Genomic DNA, 17,101 nt, shown 5'->3' with positions numbered 1-17,101 from the left:
AGCCCGACGACGATTTGGCCGACGCCTCTTTCCGGTGCGCACGGCGCACCCTACGCAATTGATCCCCATACAAACAAACGGGCCGCAATTTGCGGTCCTCTTGTTGTTCCGGCGTCGGGTCAGGCGGGCTCGGCCGCCGTTTCCTCCGCCTCGGTCGCAGCCTTTGCCACTTCGCGGCGCTTGATGAACTTCCAGTCCGCCTCATCGATGTAGATGCCATTCGGGCCGCTGCCGCCTTCGAGGTCAATGGCGACGTTGGCCGAAACCTGCGGTTTCACCGAGGCGAGAATGGGGGTGAAGCCCAGTTGCTGGCTGGTTTCGATCAGCGCCTGCTGGTTGCGCTCGTCGATGTCCGCCGCCTCGTCCAGGTAGTAGGGGAGGCGGATGCGGCCGGCCTGCTCGCGGTCCATCAGGTGCAGCAACAGGTACATGTTGGTCAGCGCCTTGATGGTCATGGTGGTGCCGTTGGAAGCGGCGCCATCGATGTCGGTATGAATGACCGGCTGGCCGTGTACCTTGGTGATCTCGAAGGCCAGTTCGAACAGGTCCTTCAGGCCCAACTGGTTGCCGTTGGCCGCTACCAGGCGTGCCAGGTACTCCTTGGCCTCTTCGTTCTTCGCATCCTGGTCGCTCGAGTTGGTCAGGTCGAAGACGGAGAGCGTCTCGCCTTCCTCGTACTGACCGGCGCTGTGGATGATCTGGTCGATGTGGCGCAGCGCTTCCTTGTTCGGTGCGAGGACGATGCGGAAGCTCGCAAGGTTGGACACCTGGCGCTTGTTGATCTCGCGGTTGAACAGGGCCAGCTGGTGTTCCAGGTTGTCGTAGTCGCTGCGGATGTTGCGCAGGGTACGGGCGATGTCGGTGACCGCAGCACGGCGTGCCTTGGCCAGGGTCAGCGCCTCGTCCTGGCGGTGCGCGTAGGCGTTGATCAGCAGCTGCAGACGGCGCTCGGCGTCGTCTTCGCTGTCGAACTTGGCCACGCCCTTCAGGCGGACCTGGGCGTAGAGCGCCTCGATCTGGCCGTCGATACGCTGTAGCGCCTGCCAGGTGTCCTGGTAGTCGTTGAGCAGCGGCAGCAAGTTATCCAGGCTGTCGTCCACCGGGTCCATGAACGGTTTGCCGAAGGGCAGGTCGGCCGGCAGCAGTTGGCGGCGGCGCAGGGCGTCTTCCAGCGTGCGTTCCTTGGCTTCCAGGTCAGCGAGTTGACGACCCACCAGCTGCAGCTTGGCGGAGAGCTGCTGGACGCGCTCGGTGAAGGCATCGGCTGAACGCTTGAGTTCGTCCTGGGTGGCTTCCAGTTGCGCCAGCTCTTCCAGCTTGGCGGGCTCTTCGGCGCTGAGCGTCTGGCTCTTGCGGAAGTCTTCCATGGCCTTCTGGGCATCCAGAACGGCCTGGTAGAGGGCTTCGGCCTGGGCCTTGCTCGCGGCGCGGTCAGCCGCCACGGTTTGCTGGGTCTTGAGCTGCTTCAGCTCGCGCTCCAGGCGGTCCTTCTGGTCTCGCAATGCGGCACGGTCCGCCAGGGCCTGCAGCGCCGGCGGCTCGATGTGGGAGAGGTCGATGGACAGCCCGGGCACCTCGAACTGGCTGCCCTTGAACTGGTCGAGCACGGTTTCCAGGGTCTTCACCCAGGCTTCGCCGTCGTCCAGCTGGATGCCTTTCTCACCCAGCGGCAAGCTGAACAGCTGGCCGTTGAACAGGCGCATCAGGCGGTCGACGTCGGCCTGGGAGAACTCCTCGCGCAGGCGCGAGTAGCTGTTGTTGTCGGCATGGTCGAGCTGCTGCTTGACGGCCTTCAGGCGTTTCTCCAGATCGCGCAGGCGCTCGTCCAGGTCTTCGGCCGAGAACTGGCGGGATTGCGCTAGGGCGCCGGCCAGTTCGTCGTGGGCGTCCTTGGCCGCGAGCAGCTGCTGCTCCAGCACCTTGGCGTCTTCCACCAGGGCGAAGCGGTTCTTCAGCACCGCCAGCTCACCCAGCCAGCGCTGGTTCTCGGTAATGGCGCGCTCCAGGCGCATCATTTCCTGGGTGCCGCCGCGCTGTTCGTTCTGCAGGCCATCCTGCTCGCCGCGATAGTGCTCGGCCTGGATCACCAGTTCTTCGCGGCGGGCGCCGGAGTAGTCCTGCCAGGTGCCCAGCAGTGAATCCAGCAGCGGCGAAATGCGATGCAGCTTGCCGCGCAGCACTTCACGCTGGGTCACGCCATTGGCCAGGGCTTCCACCAGCGGGCCGGCGGAAACCAGTGCCTGGTAGTCCTGCTCCATGCGGCGCACGTCGCGGAAGGCTTCTTCGCAGGCGGCGATGTAGTCCACGCTGCCGGAACGCAGGCTGTGCTCGAAGGCATCGAGGAACAGTTGCTTGAGCTTGGCCGCGGTGATCTCGCGCATGTGCAGCAGGTTGATGAACAGCGAGCGGAAGGTCTTCAGGCTCTGCTCGCTGGTCGAGCGCAACGGGATCAGCGTCAGGTCCAGCGGAATGGACGTATGACCGCCTACCAGCAGGCGGCGCAGCTCGTCAGGCTTGAGCTCGTAGGCCTTGATGCCTTCGCGTTCCAGGTTGTTGAACAGCTCACGCTGGCGCAGGCAGGTGCCATCGCGCTGGTAGTGACCCAGGTCCAGTTCGCCACGGTAGGCGAAGAACTGGTGACCGAAGCCGCCGCCCGGACCGCGACCGGCCACACCGATCACATGGGGGCCGTGGGGCAGGGAGACTTCCACCAGGATGTAGCTGGTATCGGTGGCGAAGTAGAACTTGCGCGACTGCTCCAGGCTGTACTTGCCGAAACTCATGTCCGACATGCGTGCCAGGATCGGGAACTGCAGTGCATTGATCGAGGCCGATTTGCCGAGGTTGTTGGCGCCGTAGATCGATAGCGGGGTTTCCAGCGGGAACAGGCCCAGGCTGTAGCCGGCGGTGTTCAGCAGGGCGAAGCGGCGAATGCCGTAGCGTTCCTGGCTCATGCGTTTTCCTCCTGGGCGGCGCGTTCTTCGGCCATGGCGCGGGCCAGGGCGTCGTCTTCGGATTCTGCAGCTGCTTCGATTTCGACGATTTCAGGGATGTCGACGGGGACGATGGCATCGCCGCTGTCGTCATCCATCAGCACTGGCGTGCGCAGTTCCAGGTCAGTGCTGTGCAGGCTGGCAGCCAGGTCGCGGTCGTGCTGCACGGCCAGGCACACGTCGAGGAAGCGGTGCATCGGTGGCAGGAAGCGGTAGATGCCGTTGCTGTCTTCGGCGAAGCCCAGCTGGGTGAGACGGCGGATGACCTTCTCCTCCAGCTCTTCATGGGTGGTGACCTCGGCCTGGTGGAACAGGTCGCGGTACTTCTCCAGCAGGGCCGGCAACTCGTCGCGGCCGATGCTGCCGCCATCGAGTACGGAAAGCGGGTCGCGGCCCTGGTCGGCCAGGTGCTCGACGAGGATGAAGGTGAACAGCGCCAGGCGCTGGGCGGTCTTGTTCACCTGGGCGCCCATCTGTTCGGGCACGAAGTAGTAGAAACCACGCGGGTCGCAAACCAGCTCGAAGCCGAGGCCCTTGAACAGGGCGCGGTACTGGTCCTGCATCGTGGACAGTTGGGCGTAGCACTCCGGCTCGCTGCGGGAGAGGTGATAACCCTTGAACAGCTCGCGGAAGATGGGCGCCAGCTGGGTCATTTCTTTCAGGTCGATATTCATCAGGAGGTCTTCTCGGCCGCGGCGTTGGGGCTCTTGATCAGGGCATAGGAGCTCAGGCTGACCTGGTGCTCGGCGGTCAGGTAGTCACGGCGCTCCAGGCGATCGCGCGAGAAACGCGCATCGCGGGACAGACGCGAGAACCAGTAGAGGAGTTCGTCGGTGGCGCCTTCGGGTTCCTGCTCCAGCAGCCAGATCATCAGGTCCGGTAGCGGCAGGGCCTGCTCGCAACGGTCGAGCATTTCCCGCGCGGTCTTCGGCGAGCGCGGCGCAGCGGCCTTGCGCGTGCCGCCGGACTTCGGGAAGTGCGCCGGTTTCGGCTGGAAGCGCGCCAGGGCGTAGACATAGGCCTCCACCTGCGAGCCACTGCCGAGGAAGGTGGTCTGCGGCCGGGTGAACAGCGGCATCGCCGCCTGGGGTACGGCGTCCAGGCCCTTCTTGCGGATGACCGACAGCGCCAGGGCCGCACCACGGGTCACGGCGTTGTGCCGGCGCGCTTCTTCGCGCAGCGGCAGCAGCAGTTCGCGAGCCTTGCGCAGGGTGAGCTGGGCGCTGGTCTGCATTTCCAGGATGCGCGCGTGGGTACGCAGCAGCAGGTCATCGTCCACCAGTTGGCCGAGGCGCTGCTGTTCGCCCAAGAGGCGCAGCAGCACTTGCTCGACCCGGCGCACGCCCTGTTCGAAGGCGCCGTCGGCGGCCACCAGCTGGATCATCGGCTCGACGTATTCGTCCCAGGTGGCCAGCACTTCGGCGTAGCGCTGGCGCAGGGGAATCTGCCGGTCGCTGGTCTTGGCGCGGTCAGCCACGGCCACCAGCGCCTGTTCGTCGTTGTCGAGCTTCTTCAGGACGTCGCGAACGCGCATGTCGAGCAGACGCAACTGGCGCGCCAGGTCGTTGCCGTCACGGATTTCGAAGGCTTCCTGGATATAGCCGGCAAGGCGTTCCAGGTGGCGCAGGTAGGCTTCGATCTCCAGGCACAGGCCAAGGCGATGTTCGCGCCGCAGGTAGGCGAGGAAGTCGTGGATCTGCGCGTTCAGCTCGAAGCGGTTCGGGCTTTTGGCCACCGGAACCAGAATGTCCAGGCGTACCCAGAGGTCGAGCAGGGCGGTCACGTCGGTGGGCGTGCCTTCCGGCAACTGGTTGGCGAGCTGCACACGCAGCTCCACCAGGCTCAGGGTGCCGGCATCGAAACGCTCGCAGAGCGGCTCGAGCAACGTCCAGTGTTCGGCTAGGGCGCGCAGTACGCGCTTGGGATCGATCATCGATTGGCCGGGGTTCGCTGAAAAAAGAGGCGATTGTACTTCAGGTTGCCGGTGGCGATTGAGCTTCAACCGATCAGAGGAGCGACACCCGTCGCTGACCACCTCGGTCGTCCTGTTCCGCCAGGGCTGACCCCAGCGTTACTCCGTTGTGGCGATGGGTAACAGCTGCCCTTCGCCGTCTCCCGACCTGCCGCTTTGAACTCGACTATGGGTCGGGACGCTTCCCGGCTGGGCTCCATATAGTGGCCGGAAAGGGGACGAGTCTTCGTCGCTTGCCCATACAAGAACAATCGGGGAAGTCGCCATGGGTTCGAATTTGCTGCCCGCCTGGTCGCTGACGGCTGTTGTCCTTGCCGGGTTGCTGTCCATGTCCAGCGCGCAGGCGCGAATGGAGGAGCTGGCCGACAGCGAACTGTCCAATGTCACCGGTCAGGCCTTCATCAATCTGACCACCGACGCCAATGCCGGGATCAACTACACCCGGGTCAACTTCGGCGTGAATGTCGACACCCAACTCAATATCAAGAAACTCCAGCTCGGTCAGTACGACGACCTCCTCACCCGGACCGGCGAGGCCGCCGGTTCGTCCGATATCCTGATCAACAACTTCGCCCTCGGCACCGTTAATGCCGATGGCTCGGTGAACCCTTTCAAGATCGCCAACCCTTTCGTCGAGCTGGCCTATTCCGGCAGCAAGGTGGTGGGCGTGCGCATCGGCTTCGGCGAGTCCAAGGGCGTGCTCTCCGGGGATATCCAGAGCCTGACCGGCAACATCCCGGTGCATATCAAGGGCACCGGCAACGCCATCTACGACAAGGCCAATTTCGCCCAGCAACTGGCCCTGTTCGCCGCCGGCGTCTACCGCAGCAGCATCGTCGAGGCCGACGCCGAACTGGTGACCGGCCAGGGCGTGGCGGACCCGACCCGCGCGGCCCAGGCGGGTATCAAGAACGGCGACGGCCTGACCTGCACCTCAGGTTGCGCCGGCGGCTGGACCGATGCGCTGCTGGGGGTATTCGCCTCGCAGAATTGCAGCATCCTGGGAATCGCGACCTGCTTCCCGCTTTCCCAGTTCCAGTCCCTGCCGGTGGGCAACATCAGCAACATGAGCAATATGGAAGGCGCGGCCCGGGGCTTCTTCATCTCCTTCCAGACCCAGGATCTGGCGTGGAAGGACATGGACCGCAATGCGTTCATGACCGCCCTGAAGGGCGCTTTCATGAACATGCCCAAGTATCGCGACGCCAACGGCAACCTGGTGTCGCCGATCAATATCGACTTCGACCAGGCATTCAACGGCATCCCGCGCCAGGACACCTGCCTGGGCGCGTCGACCGCGGGGTGCTGAGCATGCGCAGAACCGCCGTGATCCTGCTGTTGCTGGCCGCCACTACGGCGCAAGCCGAACTCAAGGCGCTGGACGACGCGGAGCTTTCCAGTGTGGAGGGCGCCGGCATCGGCTTCGTGCTGGACCAGGTCCTGCTTGACGCCAACAACGCCACCATCACCATCAACGACATCGCCAATGGCAGCGGGCAGAACGTTCCCATCTCGGTGAAAGAGTTCTACCTCGGCGCCACCGGCAGCAACAAAGGCGCGAACCTCAGTCCGGTGACCGTCGGTCGGCTCGACCATCCTTTCGCCCTTAACCTGTCCAAGGGGGAAGCCATGCGCACCCTGCGGGACGACGGGCAATGGGTGCAGACCACTCCGGGCAACGTCACCGTCCTTGAGTTCATGTTCCCCGAGCGCCTCACCGGTGCGGCCGGCCAGGCGTGCATCGCCGGTTTCGCGGCGGCCGGCAACAACTGCTCCAGCCGGGCCAGCGAGAAGGTGGACCTGGGGATTCGCTTCGATTTCCAGGTGGCGGCCGGGCGCACCGACATCCTCAACCTGGACTTCGCCGAGCTGGCGATGGATGGCTCTTACCTGCGCCTGTGGGGCGACAGTGGCCGCAACCAGATGGTGGGCGAGGCGCGCCTCAACCTCTTCACCAAGAGCCTGCAGATCATGAGTTGCGCGGCCGGTAGCAGCGGCTGCACCACCGCCGCCGAACAGCGCGACCGCACCATCTTCCTCAACAACGCCTACGCCAACATCTCCCTTGGCTACGGCAAGACCCAGCCTCTGCTGTTCGACGTCAGCAGCAATGGCCAGTTCGTGCTGGAACTGCCCAACCCCACGGCGTCCGGCACCACCCAGGCGCAGAAAGAAGCCCTGGCCGCCGATTTCTACGCCAATGCACCGCGTACCAACATTGTTATCAACAGCCTCCAGGCCGGCAGCGGCAGCTTCAGCAGCGGTGGCTACAACTTCGGCTACAACGCCATCCAGGGTCTGAGCATCAACTACCTGAAGGTGACCAGCCATGACCTCTAAGGCGCTTTGCCTGGCAGCGCTGCTGGTTCTCCCGGCCCTGGCCCGGGGCGAGCTGCAGGCGCTGGAAGACGCCGACCTGAGCCAGATGAACGGGCAGGGCGGGGTGTACCTTTCCGGCGAGTTCAGCATCAACAAGAACGGCGGCGTGCTGTGGAACACCCCGGTGTCCAACGACCCAACCACCTGGAAGGCCAACGAGCGAAGCTGTGCAATCGCTGGCGCCGGCAGCCCTGAAAGCTGCGGCCTGCGCATCGCCATTCGCTCCGAGGCCAATGGCGGCTGGTACGTGCTGGACAACCTCAAGGGCATCTTCAGCTTCGAGGGACTGACGCTTAACACCCGCCTGATCAACAGCGGTTTCGGCGGCGATGGCGCAACCTTCAGCCAGGACGTGCTGGCCATCGGTCTGCCCAACGAGATGCGTTTCAAGAACGGCAGCTTCGCCTTCGGCGTGGCCAACCAGGGCGGCTGGCAGAACAAGTCCGGCACCCTCGCCAACGGCGGCAACCCCAGCTACCAGCAGACCAATATTTTCTCGGCGAAGATTGACGGCACTATCCGCATGCAAGGCAGCGTGCTGATCTTCCCGAAGAACTGAGGAACCGACCATGCGCCTGGCACCCCTGCTGATCGGCATGCTCCTCGCGTCCCAGGCCCAGGCCATGGAAGCGCTGGACGACTCCACCATGGCGTCGGTCAGCGGCCAGGGCGGCATCAGCCTGGACACCTCCGGCGAGAGCTGGTCGGCTGAAAGCGTCAGCTACACCCAGGACGGCCGCAGCATGAACCTGCGGGATGTGAGCAATCGCGCCGCCAGCGGCACCACCAGCACCTCCCAGTCCACCATCGACGTGCAGGGCGGTCAGTTGCAGGTCCAGCACAGCTCCAGTCCCCAGGTGCTGGCGGTGAACAACATCGAAATGGATGGCAGCAGCAAGAGTTTCGGCTCGTTCCGCGCCTTCTACACCCTGGGCGCCACCCTGAAGCTCAAGGGCGGCGGGGCCAGCGGCGTCAGTGGCATCGCGGTGGACGACAGCCGGCTGTCTCTGACCGATGTGGCCTTCTACTACCGCGACAACGGCTTCGACCTCATCGTCAAAGGCCTGTCCTTCGACACCTACCTGGACAACGCCTACCTCGACATCGTCAACGGCGGTAGCGGCCAGGAGGTCAAGCTGAACCTGGGGGATGCGCGCTTCGTCGGCACCCTAGGCGGCATCAGCCTCGACCTCGCCCATGGCGACCCCACCGCCGCGCCTGTTACCCCCGGCGCGCCAGACCTGCGCGATCCCAACGCCAGCCGCAGCTTCGGCAAGCTGAACATGGACCTGCGCCTGGGCGGCAGCATCAGCGTCGCCAGCGGGGGCGCCAGTGGCGAAGGCATCCGCATCCGCCCGGATCTGAACATCGGTAGCAGCCTGTTCCAGTATCAGGACGAAGGCATCCTGCGCGCCGAGAACTTCTCCGGCACCCTGCGCAGCCTCAGCGGCCTGACCCTCGACCTGGCCCAGGACGTCGGCGGCAGTTATGCACAGGTGGCCTTCCAGGACCTCAAGCTCAACGCCACCCTGGGCGGCCTGATCATCGGCAACCCGACCAACCAGAAGCTCGGCAGCCTGGCCATCGACCTCAACTTCGCCGACGATGGCGCCAAGCAGAACTGGCTCAAGCTGCGTCCGGGCGGCGACTCTAACTCTGGCGCCAAGGGCCTGACCGCCGACGTTAGCTGGAACATGGCCAACAGCTCGGTCTCCTTGACGGATAACGGCAACAGCATGCGGTTCAGTGGCCTGCGCACCAACGGCACCGGCCAGATCACCCTGGACTTGACCAAGAGCTGCGCCGGCGGAGCGAGCACCAGCTGTTATGCCGGCACCCAGAGCGACATGGGCAAGGGCAACTACAACGGCCATTTCGACGGCCTGCGCCTGGGCCTTTCCAACATCAAGGGCGGCTATAGCTTCGACGGCCTGCGGGTGGGCTCACCCAACGCGCCGCTGCAGGGCGGCACCGAACTGCTGGTACTGATGGAAATCTTCCCGGCCTACGATTTCACCCTGAGCGGCCAGCTCACCTTGTTGCCGGGCGGCAGCAGCGGCGATGGCATTCGCTACAACGCCGACTTCGTTTTCAGCGATGCCCGCGCCGCCATCACCGTGGATGAAACCGGCAAGGGCCTTTGGCTGGCCGGCACCCAGTACGACATGCACTTCCGCGATGGCTCGGTGGATTTGAGCAACAGCGGCGTGGAACTGCGCAAGGGCACCTACTGGTCGAAGCTGGAGGTCAGCGACCTGCGCTGGGGTGATCGCGCCACTGGTCCCAGCCTCGGACGACTGGTACTCAAACGCTTTGAGCTGGGCTCGAGCCTGGCGCTCAGCTCCGGCGGTGCCGGTGCCCTCTGCGTGGGCGGAAGTGGCACCAGTGCCGGCGCCTGCTCGGCCAGCGGCGGGCGCTGGGAAGATCGGGGCAACGAAGGTGTATCGGTGAAATTGAAGAACGTCTTCGTCCGTGACACCACCATCGAAAGCACCACCAACGGCGTGGCCACCGACGAGAAGCGCAACCAGATCGTCTGGGAAACCAACCGCGTCAACGGCGCCGCCGGTACTGGCAGCCAGCTGGTTGTGGATAACTTTTCCACCTCCGACGGCAACCCCAGCGACCCCAATGCCAACACCTACGGCTTCAACGCCGACCTCAACCTGGACGTGGCACCTACCAAAGTCTGCAACAGGAACGGCGGAACTTGTACGCCAGTCTCTCCGGACCCGCTGGGCTTCGCGGTGAATGGCCGCATCCACTTCAAGGAGATCAACGTCGAGCGCCTGCAACACGTTCACCCCACCGGCGGCGCGGTGACCTCCATGTACGGCATCAAGGTGCAGAACGCCGACATCAGCGCCAACCTGACGGCCACGCCAATCAATTGAACCCCTCCCAGGGGAGCCTTTATTGTGGGAGCGAATTCATTCGCGATTGCAGGACGTAGTGCTGCCCCATGGCCCCGGGGAGCGCTTCGCGCTCCTTTCGCGAATGAATTCGCTCCTACAAGGTTTCGCTGACCTCTTCTATCATCCGCCCGCCGAGCTTTCCGCCCACCGCTTTTCACGCCACAATTCCCTGATCTGGAACCGTTGCCACAAGCAGTCCGGTACCATCAGCCTGAGCCCCGGCCGCACGCACGGTGGGGCCGTGAGGAGCGAGATATGAGCAGCCAAGATCGCGTCATCATTTTCGACACCACCCTGCGCGACGGCGAGCAGAGCCCCGGCGCTTCCATGACCAAGGAAGAAAAGCTGCGCATCGCCAAGGCCCTGGAGCGCATGCGAGTGGACGTGATCGAGGCTGGCTTCGCCATCGCCAGCCCTGGCGACTTCGAAGCGGTCAAGGCCATCGCCGACAGCATCAGGGACAGCACCGTGTGCAGCTTGTCCCGCGCGGTGGATGCCGATATCGACCGTGCCGCCGAAGCCCTGGCCGGCGCCAACTCCGGCCGTATCCACACCTTCATCGCCACCAGCCCCATCCACATGCAGTACAAGCTGCGCATGCAGCCGGACCAGGTGGTGGAACAGGCCGTTCGCGCAGTAAAACGCGCGCGCAAGCTCTGCGAAGACGTGGAGTTCTCCTGCGAAGATGCCGGCCGCTCCGAGATCGACTTCCTCTGCCGCATCATTGAGGCCGCCATCGATGCTGGCGCCCGCACCATCAACATCCCCGACACCGTTGGCTACGCCATTCCGCACCAGTACGCCGACACCATGCGCCAGCTGCTGCAACGCATCCCCAATGCCGACAAGGCGGTATTCTCCGTGCACTGCCACAACGACCTGGGACTGGCCGTGGCGAACTCCCTGGCCGCCGTTGCCGTCGGCGCGCGTCAGGTGGAATGCACCATCAACGGCCTGGGCGAGCGCGCCGGCAACGCCGCGCTGGAAGAAATCGTCATGGCCATCAAGACCCGCCAGGACGTGCTCGGCGTCTACACCAACATCGACACCCCGCACATCCTCAGTACCTCGCGCATGGTCTCCGGCATCACCGGCTTCCCGGTGCAGCCGAACAAGGCCATCGTCGGCGCCAACGCCTTCGCCCACGAGTCCGGCATCCACCAAGACGGTGTGCTCAAGCATCGCGAAACCTACGAAATCATGTCCGCCCAGTCCGTCGGCTGGAATACCAACAAGATGGTGCTGGGCAAGCACTCCGGGCGTAACGCCTTCCGCACCCGCCTCGACGAGCTGGGCATCCAACTGAGCAGCGAGGCCGAGCTGAACGCCGCCTTCGCCCGCTTCAAGGAGCTGGCGGACAAGAAACACGAAATCTTCGACGAAGACCTGCAAGCGCTGGTCTCCGACACCCTGGGCGAAGAAGCCCCGGAACACTTCAAGCTGGTCTATCTGGAAGTCGCCTCCAAGACCGGCGAAGTGCCCCAGGCCAAGCTGGTGCTGGCCATCGACGGCGTGGAGCAGGGCTCCAGCGCCGAGGGCTCCGGCCCGGTGGATGCCACCTTCAAGGCCATCGAAAGCCTGGCGTCCTCCGAGTCGAGCCTGCAGCTCTACTCGGTCAACGCTATCACCCAGGGCAGCGATTCCCAGGGTGAAGTCACTGTCCGCCTGGAAAAAGCCGGACGAATCGTCAACGGAAACGGTGCGGATACCGATATAGTTGTCGCCTCCGCCAAGGCCTACCTCAATGCGCTGAACCTGATGCAGGCCGGCGTACGCAAGGCTCACCCACAGGTTGCTGACGTTTGATCACTGAACACCGTCGTCGCGCGTATCTCGATGCCATGCAGGTAGCCACCTGGCTACCGCGCGTGGCATTGCCCTTCGCCGCGGCCTCCAACCCCGAACTGCTCGCCCTGGCCCCGGAAGTGCTCCTCGAGGACGCACCAAAGCCAGTTGCGGATGTCACCCCCGATGTTCCGGCCGCCGACGCTCGCCCAGCCGCGACGTCAGTGCGCGCCAAGATCGAGATTCCCCGTCCCGGTAGCACCCCGCGCCCGGCCGCCCAGCCCGAACCCGAGGCCGCGCCCGAGCCCGAAGCCGCACCGGCCACGGTCGAAGTGCTGCCGCCGCCGCGCTTCTCGCTGCAGCTGCTGCGTGCCGGCAACTGCCTGCTGCTGGTGGAACTGCCCACCGGCGAGCCCTTCCAGAGCCGCGATCCGGCCTACTTGCTGCTGAAAGACCTGCTGCGTGCCGCCGGCCTGCCGGACAGCCCGCAGATTCTCGGTGAACCGGTTCGTTGGCCGCTGCTCAGTCGCGGCAACATGGACCAGGGCCCCGAGGCTGCCCGAGACTTTGTCCAGGGCTTTGTCGGCATGCGTGTGGAAGAGCAGGACGACTGTGCCTGCCTCTGGCTCGTGGGGCTGCCGGCGGTGCGTTTCGCCGGCGAAGCCGACGCCACCGCTTTCAACCGCGAGCTGCAGGTGGAAGGCCTGGGTGCCGCCTGGGCCCTACCGGGCCTGGAACCGTTGATGGACGAGCCCGAACGCAAGGCCGAACTCTGGCAAGCCATGCGCCGTGTGATGCGCCGCTGGAAACACACTGAATGACCGATGCCGTTTCTTTCCGCCCGATGACCGAGGCGGACCTCGATACCGTACTGAAAATCGAATACGCCGCCTTCAGCCATCCCTGGACGCGCGGCATCTTCACCGACAGCCTGAAATCCTACGATTGCTGGTTGATGTTCGAAGGCGGCCAGCAAGTCGGCCATGGCGTGATTAACGTCATTGTCGACGAGGCCCACCTGCTGAACATCACCGTCAAGCCGGAAAGCCAGGGCCGTGGTCTGGGCTTGCGCTTGCTGGAGCACCTGATGGTGCGGGCCCGCGAACTGAAGGCCGGCGAGTGCTTCCTCGAAGTGCGGGCCAGCAACCAGTCCGCCTACCGCTTGTACGAGCGTTACGGATTCAACGAGATCGGCCGTCGCCGCGATTACTACCCCGCCGTGGGTGGCCGCGAAGACGCCCTGGTGATGGCCTGCACCCTGATCGACTGAGCCCCGCGCAGGCCATTGCCAAAGCTTCCGGCGCTCCGTAAGGTGCGCCAGCCAGAAGAGGAGAAGACGCATGAGCGACCTGCAAGAGCTGATCGACAACAACGCGCGCTGGGCCGAGAACATCAAGCAGCGCGATCCGGATTTCTTCGAAAAGCTGTCCAAGCAGCAGGTTCCGGAATTCCTCTGGATCGGCTGTTCCGACGCCCGCGTGCCGGCCAACGAAATCGTCGGCATGCTGCCCGGCGACCTCTTCGTCCACCGCAACGTGGCCAACGTGGTGTTGCACACCGACCTCAACTGCCTGTCGGTCATCCAGTACGCCGTGGACGTGCTCAAGGTGAAGCACATCCTGGTCACCGGCCACTACGGCTGCGGCGGCGTCCGCGCCGCCATGCGCGATGTGCAGTACGGTCTGATCGACGGCTGGCTGCGCACCATCCGCGACCTCTACTACGACCAGCGTGACCACCTGGCGACCTTCGCCACTGAGGAGGAGCGCGTCGACCGTCTCTGCGAGCTCAACGTGATCCAGCAGGTCGCCAACGTCAGCCACACCACCATCGTGCAAAACGCCTGGCACCGCGGCCAGGAGCTCTCCGTACACGGCTGCATCTACGGCATCAAGGACGGTATCTGGAAGAACCTCAACGTCACCGTCAGCGGCATGGAACAACTGCCGCCGCAGTACCGCCTGCGCCCACTAGGACAGAGTTGAACCATGCCGCAACAAAACAGCCGGGCTGTCGGTCTGGCCTGGCTCGGCCTGCTTGTGGCCAGCGTTTTCTGGGCCGGCAACGCCCTCGTCGCCCGTGCCTTCCACGACGCCATTCCGCCCTTCAGCCTGGCCTTCTGGCGCTGGACCCTGGCCCTCGTCATCCTCCTGCCCTTTGTTGCCCTGCCCCTGTGGGAGCACCGCAGCGCCCTGCGCCATGCTGGCTGGCGCCTGTTAGTGGTCGCAGCACTGGGTATCAGCACCTACAGCGTGCTGCTCTACTTCGCCGCGCGCACCACGGTGGCCATCAACCTCACCCTGCTCAACACCTGCCTGCCGCTGGCCACCTTCATCGGCGCCGGTGTGTTGCTCAATGAATGGCCACCTCGGCGCGCGTGGCTCGGCATGGCCGTGGCGACTGCTGGCCTGCTGGTGCTGATTGCCCAGGGACGGTTGGCGCAACTGGCCGCGCTGTCGTTCAACCCGGGTGACCTGATCATGTTGCTCGCCGTGTTCGACTGGGCGCTGTACACCCTGCTGCTGCGCCGCTGGAACAGCTACTTCAAGCTGCCGCCTCTGGTGCTGCTGGGGGCTCTGGTGGCGTGCGGCGTGCCCATGCTGCTGCCGTTCTATCTGCTGGAGCTGGCCAGCGGGCAGCGTTTCGAACTCTCCGCGGAAAACTTCGCTGCCATTGGCTACACCGGCGTCGCTGCCTCGCTCCTGGCCTACCTGCTGTGGAACCAGGGCATCCGCGTGCTGGGTGTGGCCAAGGCCGTGCTCACCAACTACCTGATGCCGGTGTTCACCGCGCTGCTGGGCTACCTGCTGTTGGGCGAGGGTTTGCAGGCTTACCATTGGTTTGGCGGGACATTGATCTTCGCCGGCCTGCTGCTGGCGACACGCCCCTCGCTGAGGTAAGCCCATGCACACGCTAGTCGTCATCCCCGGAGACGGCATCGGCCGCGAAGTGGTGCCGGTGGCAGTGGAGGCCCTGGAGAAACTCCTGCCCGACCTGAAAACGGTGGAAGTCGAGGCCGGCTGGGATTGCTTCCAGCGCACCGGTTGCGCCGTGCCCGAGGCCACCTTCCAGGCCCTGCGTGGCAGCGGGGCGGGCATCTTCGGTGCCGTCTCGTCACCCACCGGCCAGCGCGTGCCTGGCTACCGCAGCGCGATCCTGCAACTGCGCCAGGTGCTTCAGCTCAACACCAATCTGCGCCCGGTCCGCAGTTGGCCCGGCGTCTCGCCCCGAGCGGGCGTGGACCTGATGATCCTGCGCGAGAACAGCGAAGGCCTCTACAGCGGCCGCGAGCACTGGGAATCCGAAGGCGTGGCCATCGCCGAACGGGTCATCAGCCGTGACGCCACCGAGGCTCTAGCCCGTCGCGCGCTGGAAGTGGCCAAGGCACGCAAGGCCCGGCGCATCACCCTGGTCCACAAGGCCAACGTCCTGCCCCTGACATGCGGACTGTTCCGCGACACCTGCCGCGAAGTGCTGGAAGGGGAGGGCTGGGCCGCCGAACTCGACGAACGCCTGGTGGACCTCGCCGCCCTGCAACTGGTGGAACAGCCAGAAGCCTTCGATCTGATCGTCACCACCAACCTCTTCGGCGACATCCTCTCTGACCTTGCCTGCCACTGGAGCGGCGGCCTGGGCCTGGCGCCCTCGCTCAACTGGGGCAACGGAATCGCCCTCGCCGAACCCGTCCACGGCAGCGCCCCCGACATCGCCGGCAGCGGCCGCGCCAACCCCATCGCCGCCATCCTCGGCACCGCCCTGCTGCTGCGCTACCACTGGCAGAAACCCGCCCTTGCCAAACGCCTGGAAACTGCTGTGGAAAACTTCCTGCGTGAAGAAGGCAAAGCCGACTTCGGCTTTGAAACCACCCAGGTGGTGGGGCAGGGCATCCTGGGCGCTCTGTAATCGCCCCTCTCCGGGCCGGGGGTGAGGGTGCCAATTCCATCGCAAGCACGCCGACTAGGCACAAACAACCCCCTCTCCCTCCGGGAGAGGGCTGGGGTGAGGGAAGCCAGGCCCCGCACTTCCGAACCCCACACAAAAGAAAACCCCGCCAATGCGGGGTTCTCACACTCAACCAGAATCAATCTCCGGTGGTCCTGGCAGAGCCTTCTCCACAAGGACGAGCATTCGTTTAGGCGCCCGAATCTCGAGCTGTGCCGAGCCATTCACTATTGGCCCCACCACAATCTCGATCCCCTCGGCCTTCAACATCTCCATCAACACTGATTCGCTGACTCCTTCCAGCACCCTCAGCGTAAGAACATCACCTTCCCTGCGTTCGCCAACATGAATCTGCATGTGGATTGCCTCGCATGGATGACCGAGCAAGGTCACCACGAAGCCTGGGAATGGTCCATGCAGCAGGGAGAGAATCGGACGCCTCCTACGACGGTGTTCACGGTGGGCTGATAATCATTGGCCTTGGGCCAGTTGCCACTCGGCATTCATGATTATTGGACCTTTGGCAAATTGAACATGAGGGGCCGCCATGCGCGTAGTCAACGTCTCTGATGCCCGCAGCAACCTGAAGAAAGTCATCGATGAGGTCTCAGACGACTCGGACTTCACCATCATTTCCCGTCGCAATGCGCCGGACGCCGTGCTGCTTTCGCTCGACAGCTTCAACAGCCTGATGGAAACCGTCCACCTGCTGAAGTCCCCGGCTAACGCCGCCAACCTGGCGCGATCCCTGGCTCAACTGGAATCCGAAAAAACGGTAATGCACGAGCTGGTAGAAGACGACGAGCAGCCTCCCTGCAAGGACGCGAACCCTCCGATCCTTGCGGATGTCGCCGTCTCTCTGACCGACTTCGATCGTGATCCGATGGCGACCATCCGCAAGGGGCAGGGCGAAGCCGTCGTTATCCTCAATCTTAACGAGCCGGTCTTCTATGTCGTTCCACCTGCACGATACTTGGCAATGCTGGAGCAAATCGAAGACCTCCGTCTGGCTGAACTGGTGCACGCTCGCCAGGGGGAGCCGACGGTGGTGGTAGAGATCGAGGAGTTGCTTGCCCAGTCGCCCACTACGCCATCGGAGCATCCGCTATAGTGGC

The 17,101-nt window shown here is 64.4% G+C and carries 15 protein-coding genes; 11 read left to right on the top strand and 4 right to left on the bottom strand.

Translation table 11 applies throughout. The features are described from left to right. Window positions 1–119: 119 nt before the first annotated feature. From mksF to mksB, 3 genes are read right to left on the bottom strand one after another with little or no spacing between them, the layout of a single operon-like run. Window positions 120–2,954: an Mks condensin complex protein MksF gene (mksF, locus tag THL1_RS24120; RefSeq protein ID WP_069085600.1), complete on the bottom strand. Its 2,835-nt coding sequence runs from the start codon at window positions 2,952–2,954 to the stop codon at window positions 120–122. Then, entirely contained in the window at window positions 2,951–3,667 is a 717-nt protein-coding gene (gene mksE / locus THL1_RS24115; RefSeq protein WP_069085599.1) for an Mks condensin complex protein MksE, read from the bottom strand. The genes mksF and mksE overlap by 4 nt, the downstream gene beginning before the upstream one ends. Next, window positions 3,667–4,926, bottom strand: coding sequence for an Mks condensin complex protein MksB (gene mksB / locus THL1_RS24110; protein WP_069085598.1), 1,260 nt, complete (start codon window positions 4,924–4,926; stop codon window positions 3,667–3,669). The genes mksE and mksB overlap by 1 nt, the downstream gene beginning before the upstream one ends. Window positions 4,927–5,230: 304 nt before the next feature. Between mksB and THL1_RS24105 the strand changes: the two genes are divergently transcribed. The 10 genes from THL1_RS24105 to THL1_RS24060 all read left to right on the top strand — a co-directional run bounded on the left by THL1_RS24105 (window position 5,231) and on the right by THL1_RS24060 (window position 15,947). Beyond that, window positions 5,231–6,274 carry a DUF6160 family protein gene (locus THL1_RS24105; protein ID WP_069085597.1) on the top strand — a complete coding sequence of 348 codons (1,044 nt, stop codon included), beginning with the start codon at window positions 5,231–5,233 and terminating at the stop codon, window positions 6,272–6,274. A gap of 2 nt (window positions 6,275–6,276) precedes the next feature. After that, complete coding sequence (locus THL1_RS24100; protein ID WP_069086624.1) at window positions 6,277–7,305, top strand: hypothetical protein; 1,029 nt, start codon at window positions 6,277–6,279, stop codon at window positions 7,303–7,305. Continuing rightward, window positions 7,295–7,903 carry a DUF6160 family protein gene (locus tag THL1_RS24095; protein ID WP_069085596.1) on the top strand — a complete coding sequence of 203 codons (609 nt, stop codon included), beginning with the start codon at window positions 7,295–7,297 and terminating at the stop codon, window positions 7,901–7,903. The genes THL1_RS24100 and THL1_RS24095 overlap by 11 nt, the downstream gene beginning before the upstream one ends. Before the next feature lie 10 nt (window positions 7,904–7,913). Next, the gene (locus THL1_RS24090; RefSeq protein ID WP_069085595.1) at window positions 7,914–10,238 is read left to right on the top strand and encodes a DUF6160 family protein; all 2,325 of its coding nucleotides are present in this window, start codon (window positions 7,914–7,916) and stop codon (window positions 10,236–10,238) included. Between the two features lie 276 nt (window positions 10,239–10,514). After that, window positions 10,515–12,065, top strand: a complete 1,551-nt coding sequence (locus THL1_RS24085; RefSeq protein ID WP_069085594.1) for a 2-isopropylmalate synthase — start codon at window positions 10,515–10,517, stop codon at window positions 12,063–12,065. Next, window positions 12,062–12,865: an energy transducer TonB gene (locus tag THL1_RS24080; protein ID WP_069085593.1), complete on the top strand. Its 804-nt coding sequence runs from the start codon at window positions 12,062–12,064 to the stop codon at window positions 12,863–12,865. Before THL1_RS24085 ends, THL1_RS24080 begins: the two co-directional genes overlap by 4 nt. Further along, window positions 12,862–13,314 (top strand): ribosomal protein S18-alanine N-acetyltransferase, encoded by a 453-nt coding sequence (rimI, locus tag THL1_RS24075; protein ID WP_069085592.1) that lies wholly within the window; start codon window positions 12,862–12,864, stop codon window positions 13,312–13,314. The genes THL1_RS24080 and rimI overlap by 4 nt, the downstream gene beginning before the upstream one ends. 70 nt (window positions 13,315–13,384) lie before the next feature. Beyond that, the gene (gene can / locus THL1_RS24070; RefSeq protein ID WP_069085591.1) at window positions 13,385–14,029 is read left to right on the top strand and encodes a carbonate dehydratase; all 645 of its coding nucleotides are present in this window, start codon (window positions 13,385–13,387) and stop codon (window positions 14,027–14,029) included. A gap of 3 nt (window positions 14,030–14,032) precedes the next feature. After that, the gene (locus THL1_RS24065) at window positions 14,033–14,944 is read left to right on the top strand and encodes a DMT family transporter (protein WP_069085590.1); all 912 of its coding nucleotides are present in this window, start codon (window positions 14,033–14,035) and stop codon (window positions 14,942–14,944) included. Between the two features lie 4 nt (window positions 14,945–14,948). Then, window positions 14,949–15,947 carry an isocitrate/isopropylmalate dehydrogenase family protein gene (locus THL1_RS24060; RefSeq protein WP_069085589.1) on the top strand — a complete coding sequence of 333 codons (999 nt, stop codon included), beginning with the start codon at window positions 14,949–14,951 and terminating at the stop codon, window positions 15,945–15,947. 168 nt (window positions 15,948–16,115) lie between these two features. Here the strand turns inward: THL1_RS24060 and THL1_RS24055 are convergent, their stop codons facing one another. Next, window positions 16,116–16,343: a hypothetical protein gene (locus THL1_RS24055; RefSeq protein WP_069085588.1), complete on the bottom strand. Its 228-nt coding sequence runs from the start codon at window positions 16,341–16,343 to the stop codon at window positions 16,116–16,118. Between the two features lie 190 nt (window positions 16,344–16,533). On the opposite strand from THL1_RS24055, the gene THL1_RS30845 reads away from it, so the two are divergent. After that, on the top strand, window positions 16,534–17,097 hold the full coding sequence (locus THL1_RS30845) for a type II toxin-antitoxin system prevent-host-death family antitoxin (protein ID WP_237234743.1): 564 nt from the start codon (window positions 16,534–16,536) through the stop codon (window positions 17,095–17,097). Window positions 17,098–17,101: the final 4 nt, after the last annotated feature.

This window comes from Pseudomonas sp. TCU-HL1, from assembly GCF_001708505.1.
Classification (GTDB): Bacteria; Pseudomonadota; Gammaproteobacteria; order Pseudomonadales; family Pseudomonadaceae; genus Metapseudomonas.
Note: the sequence above shows the minus strand (reverse complement) of the source record. Positions and strands in the feature narration are given on the sequence as shown.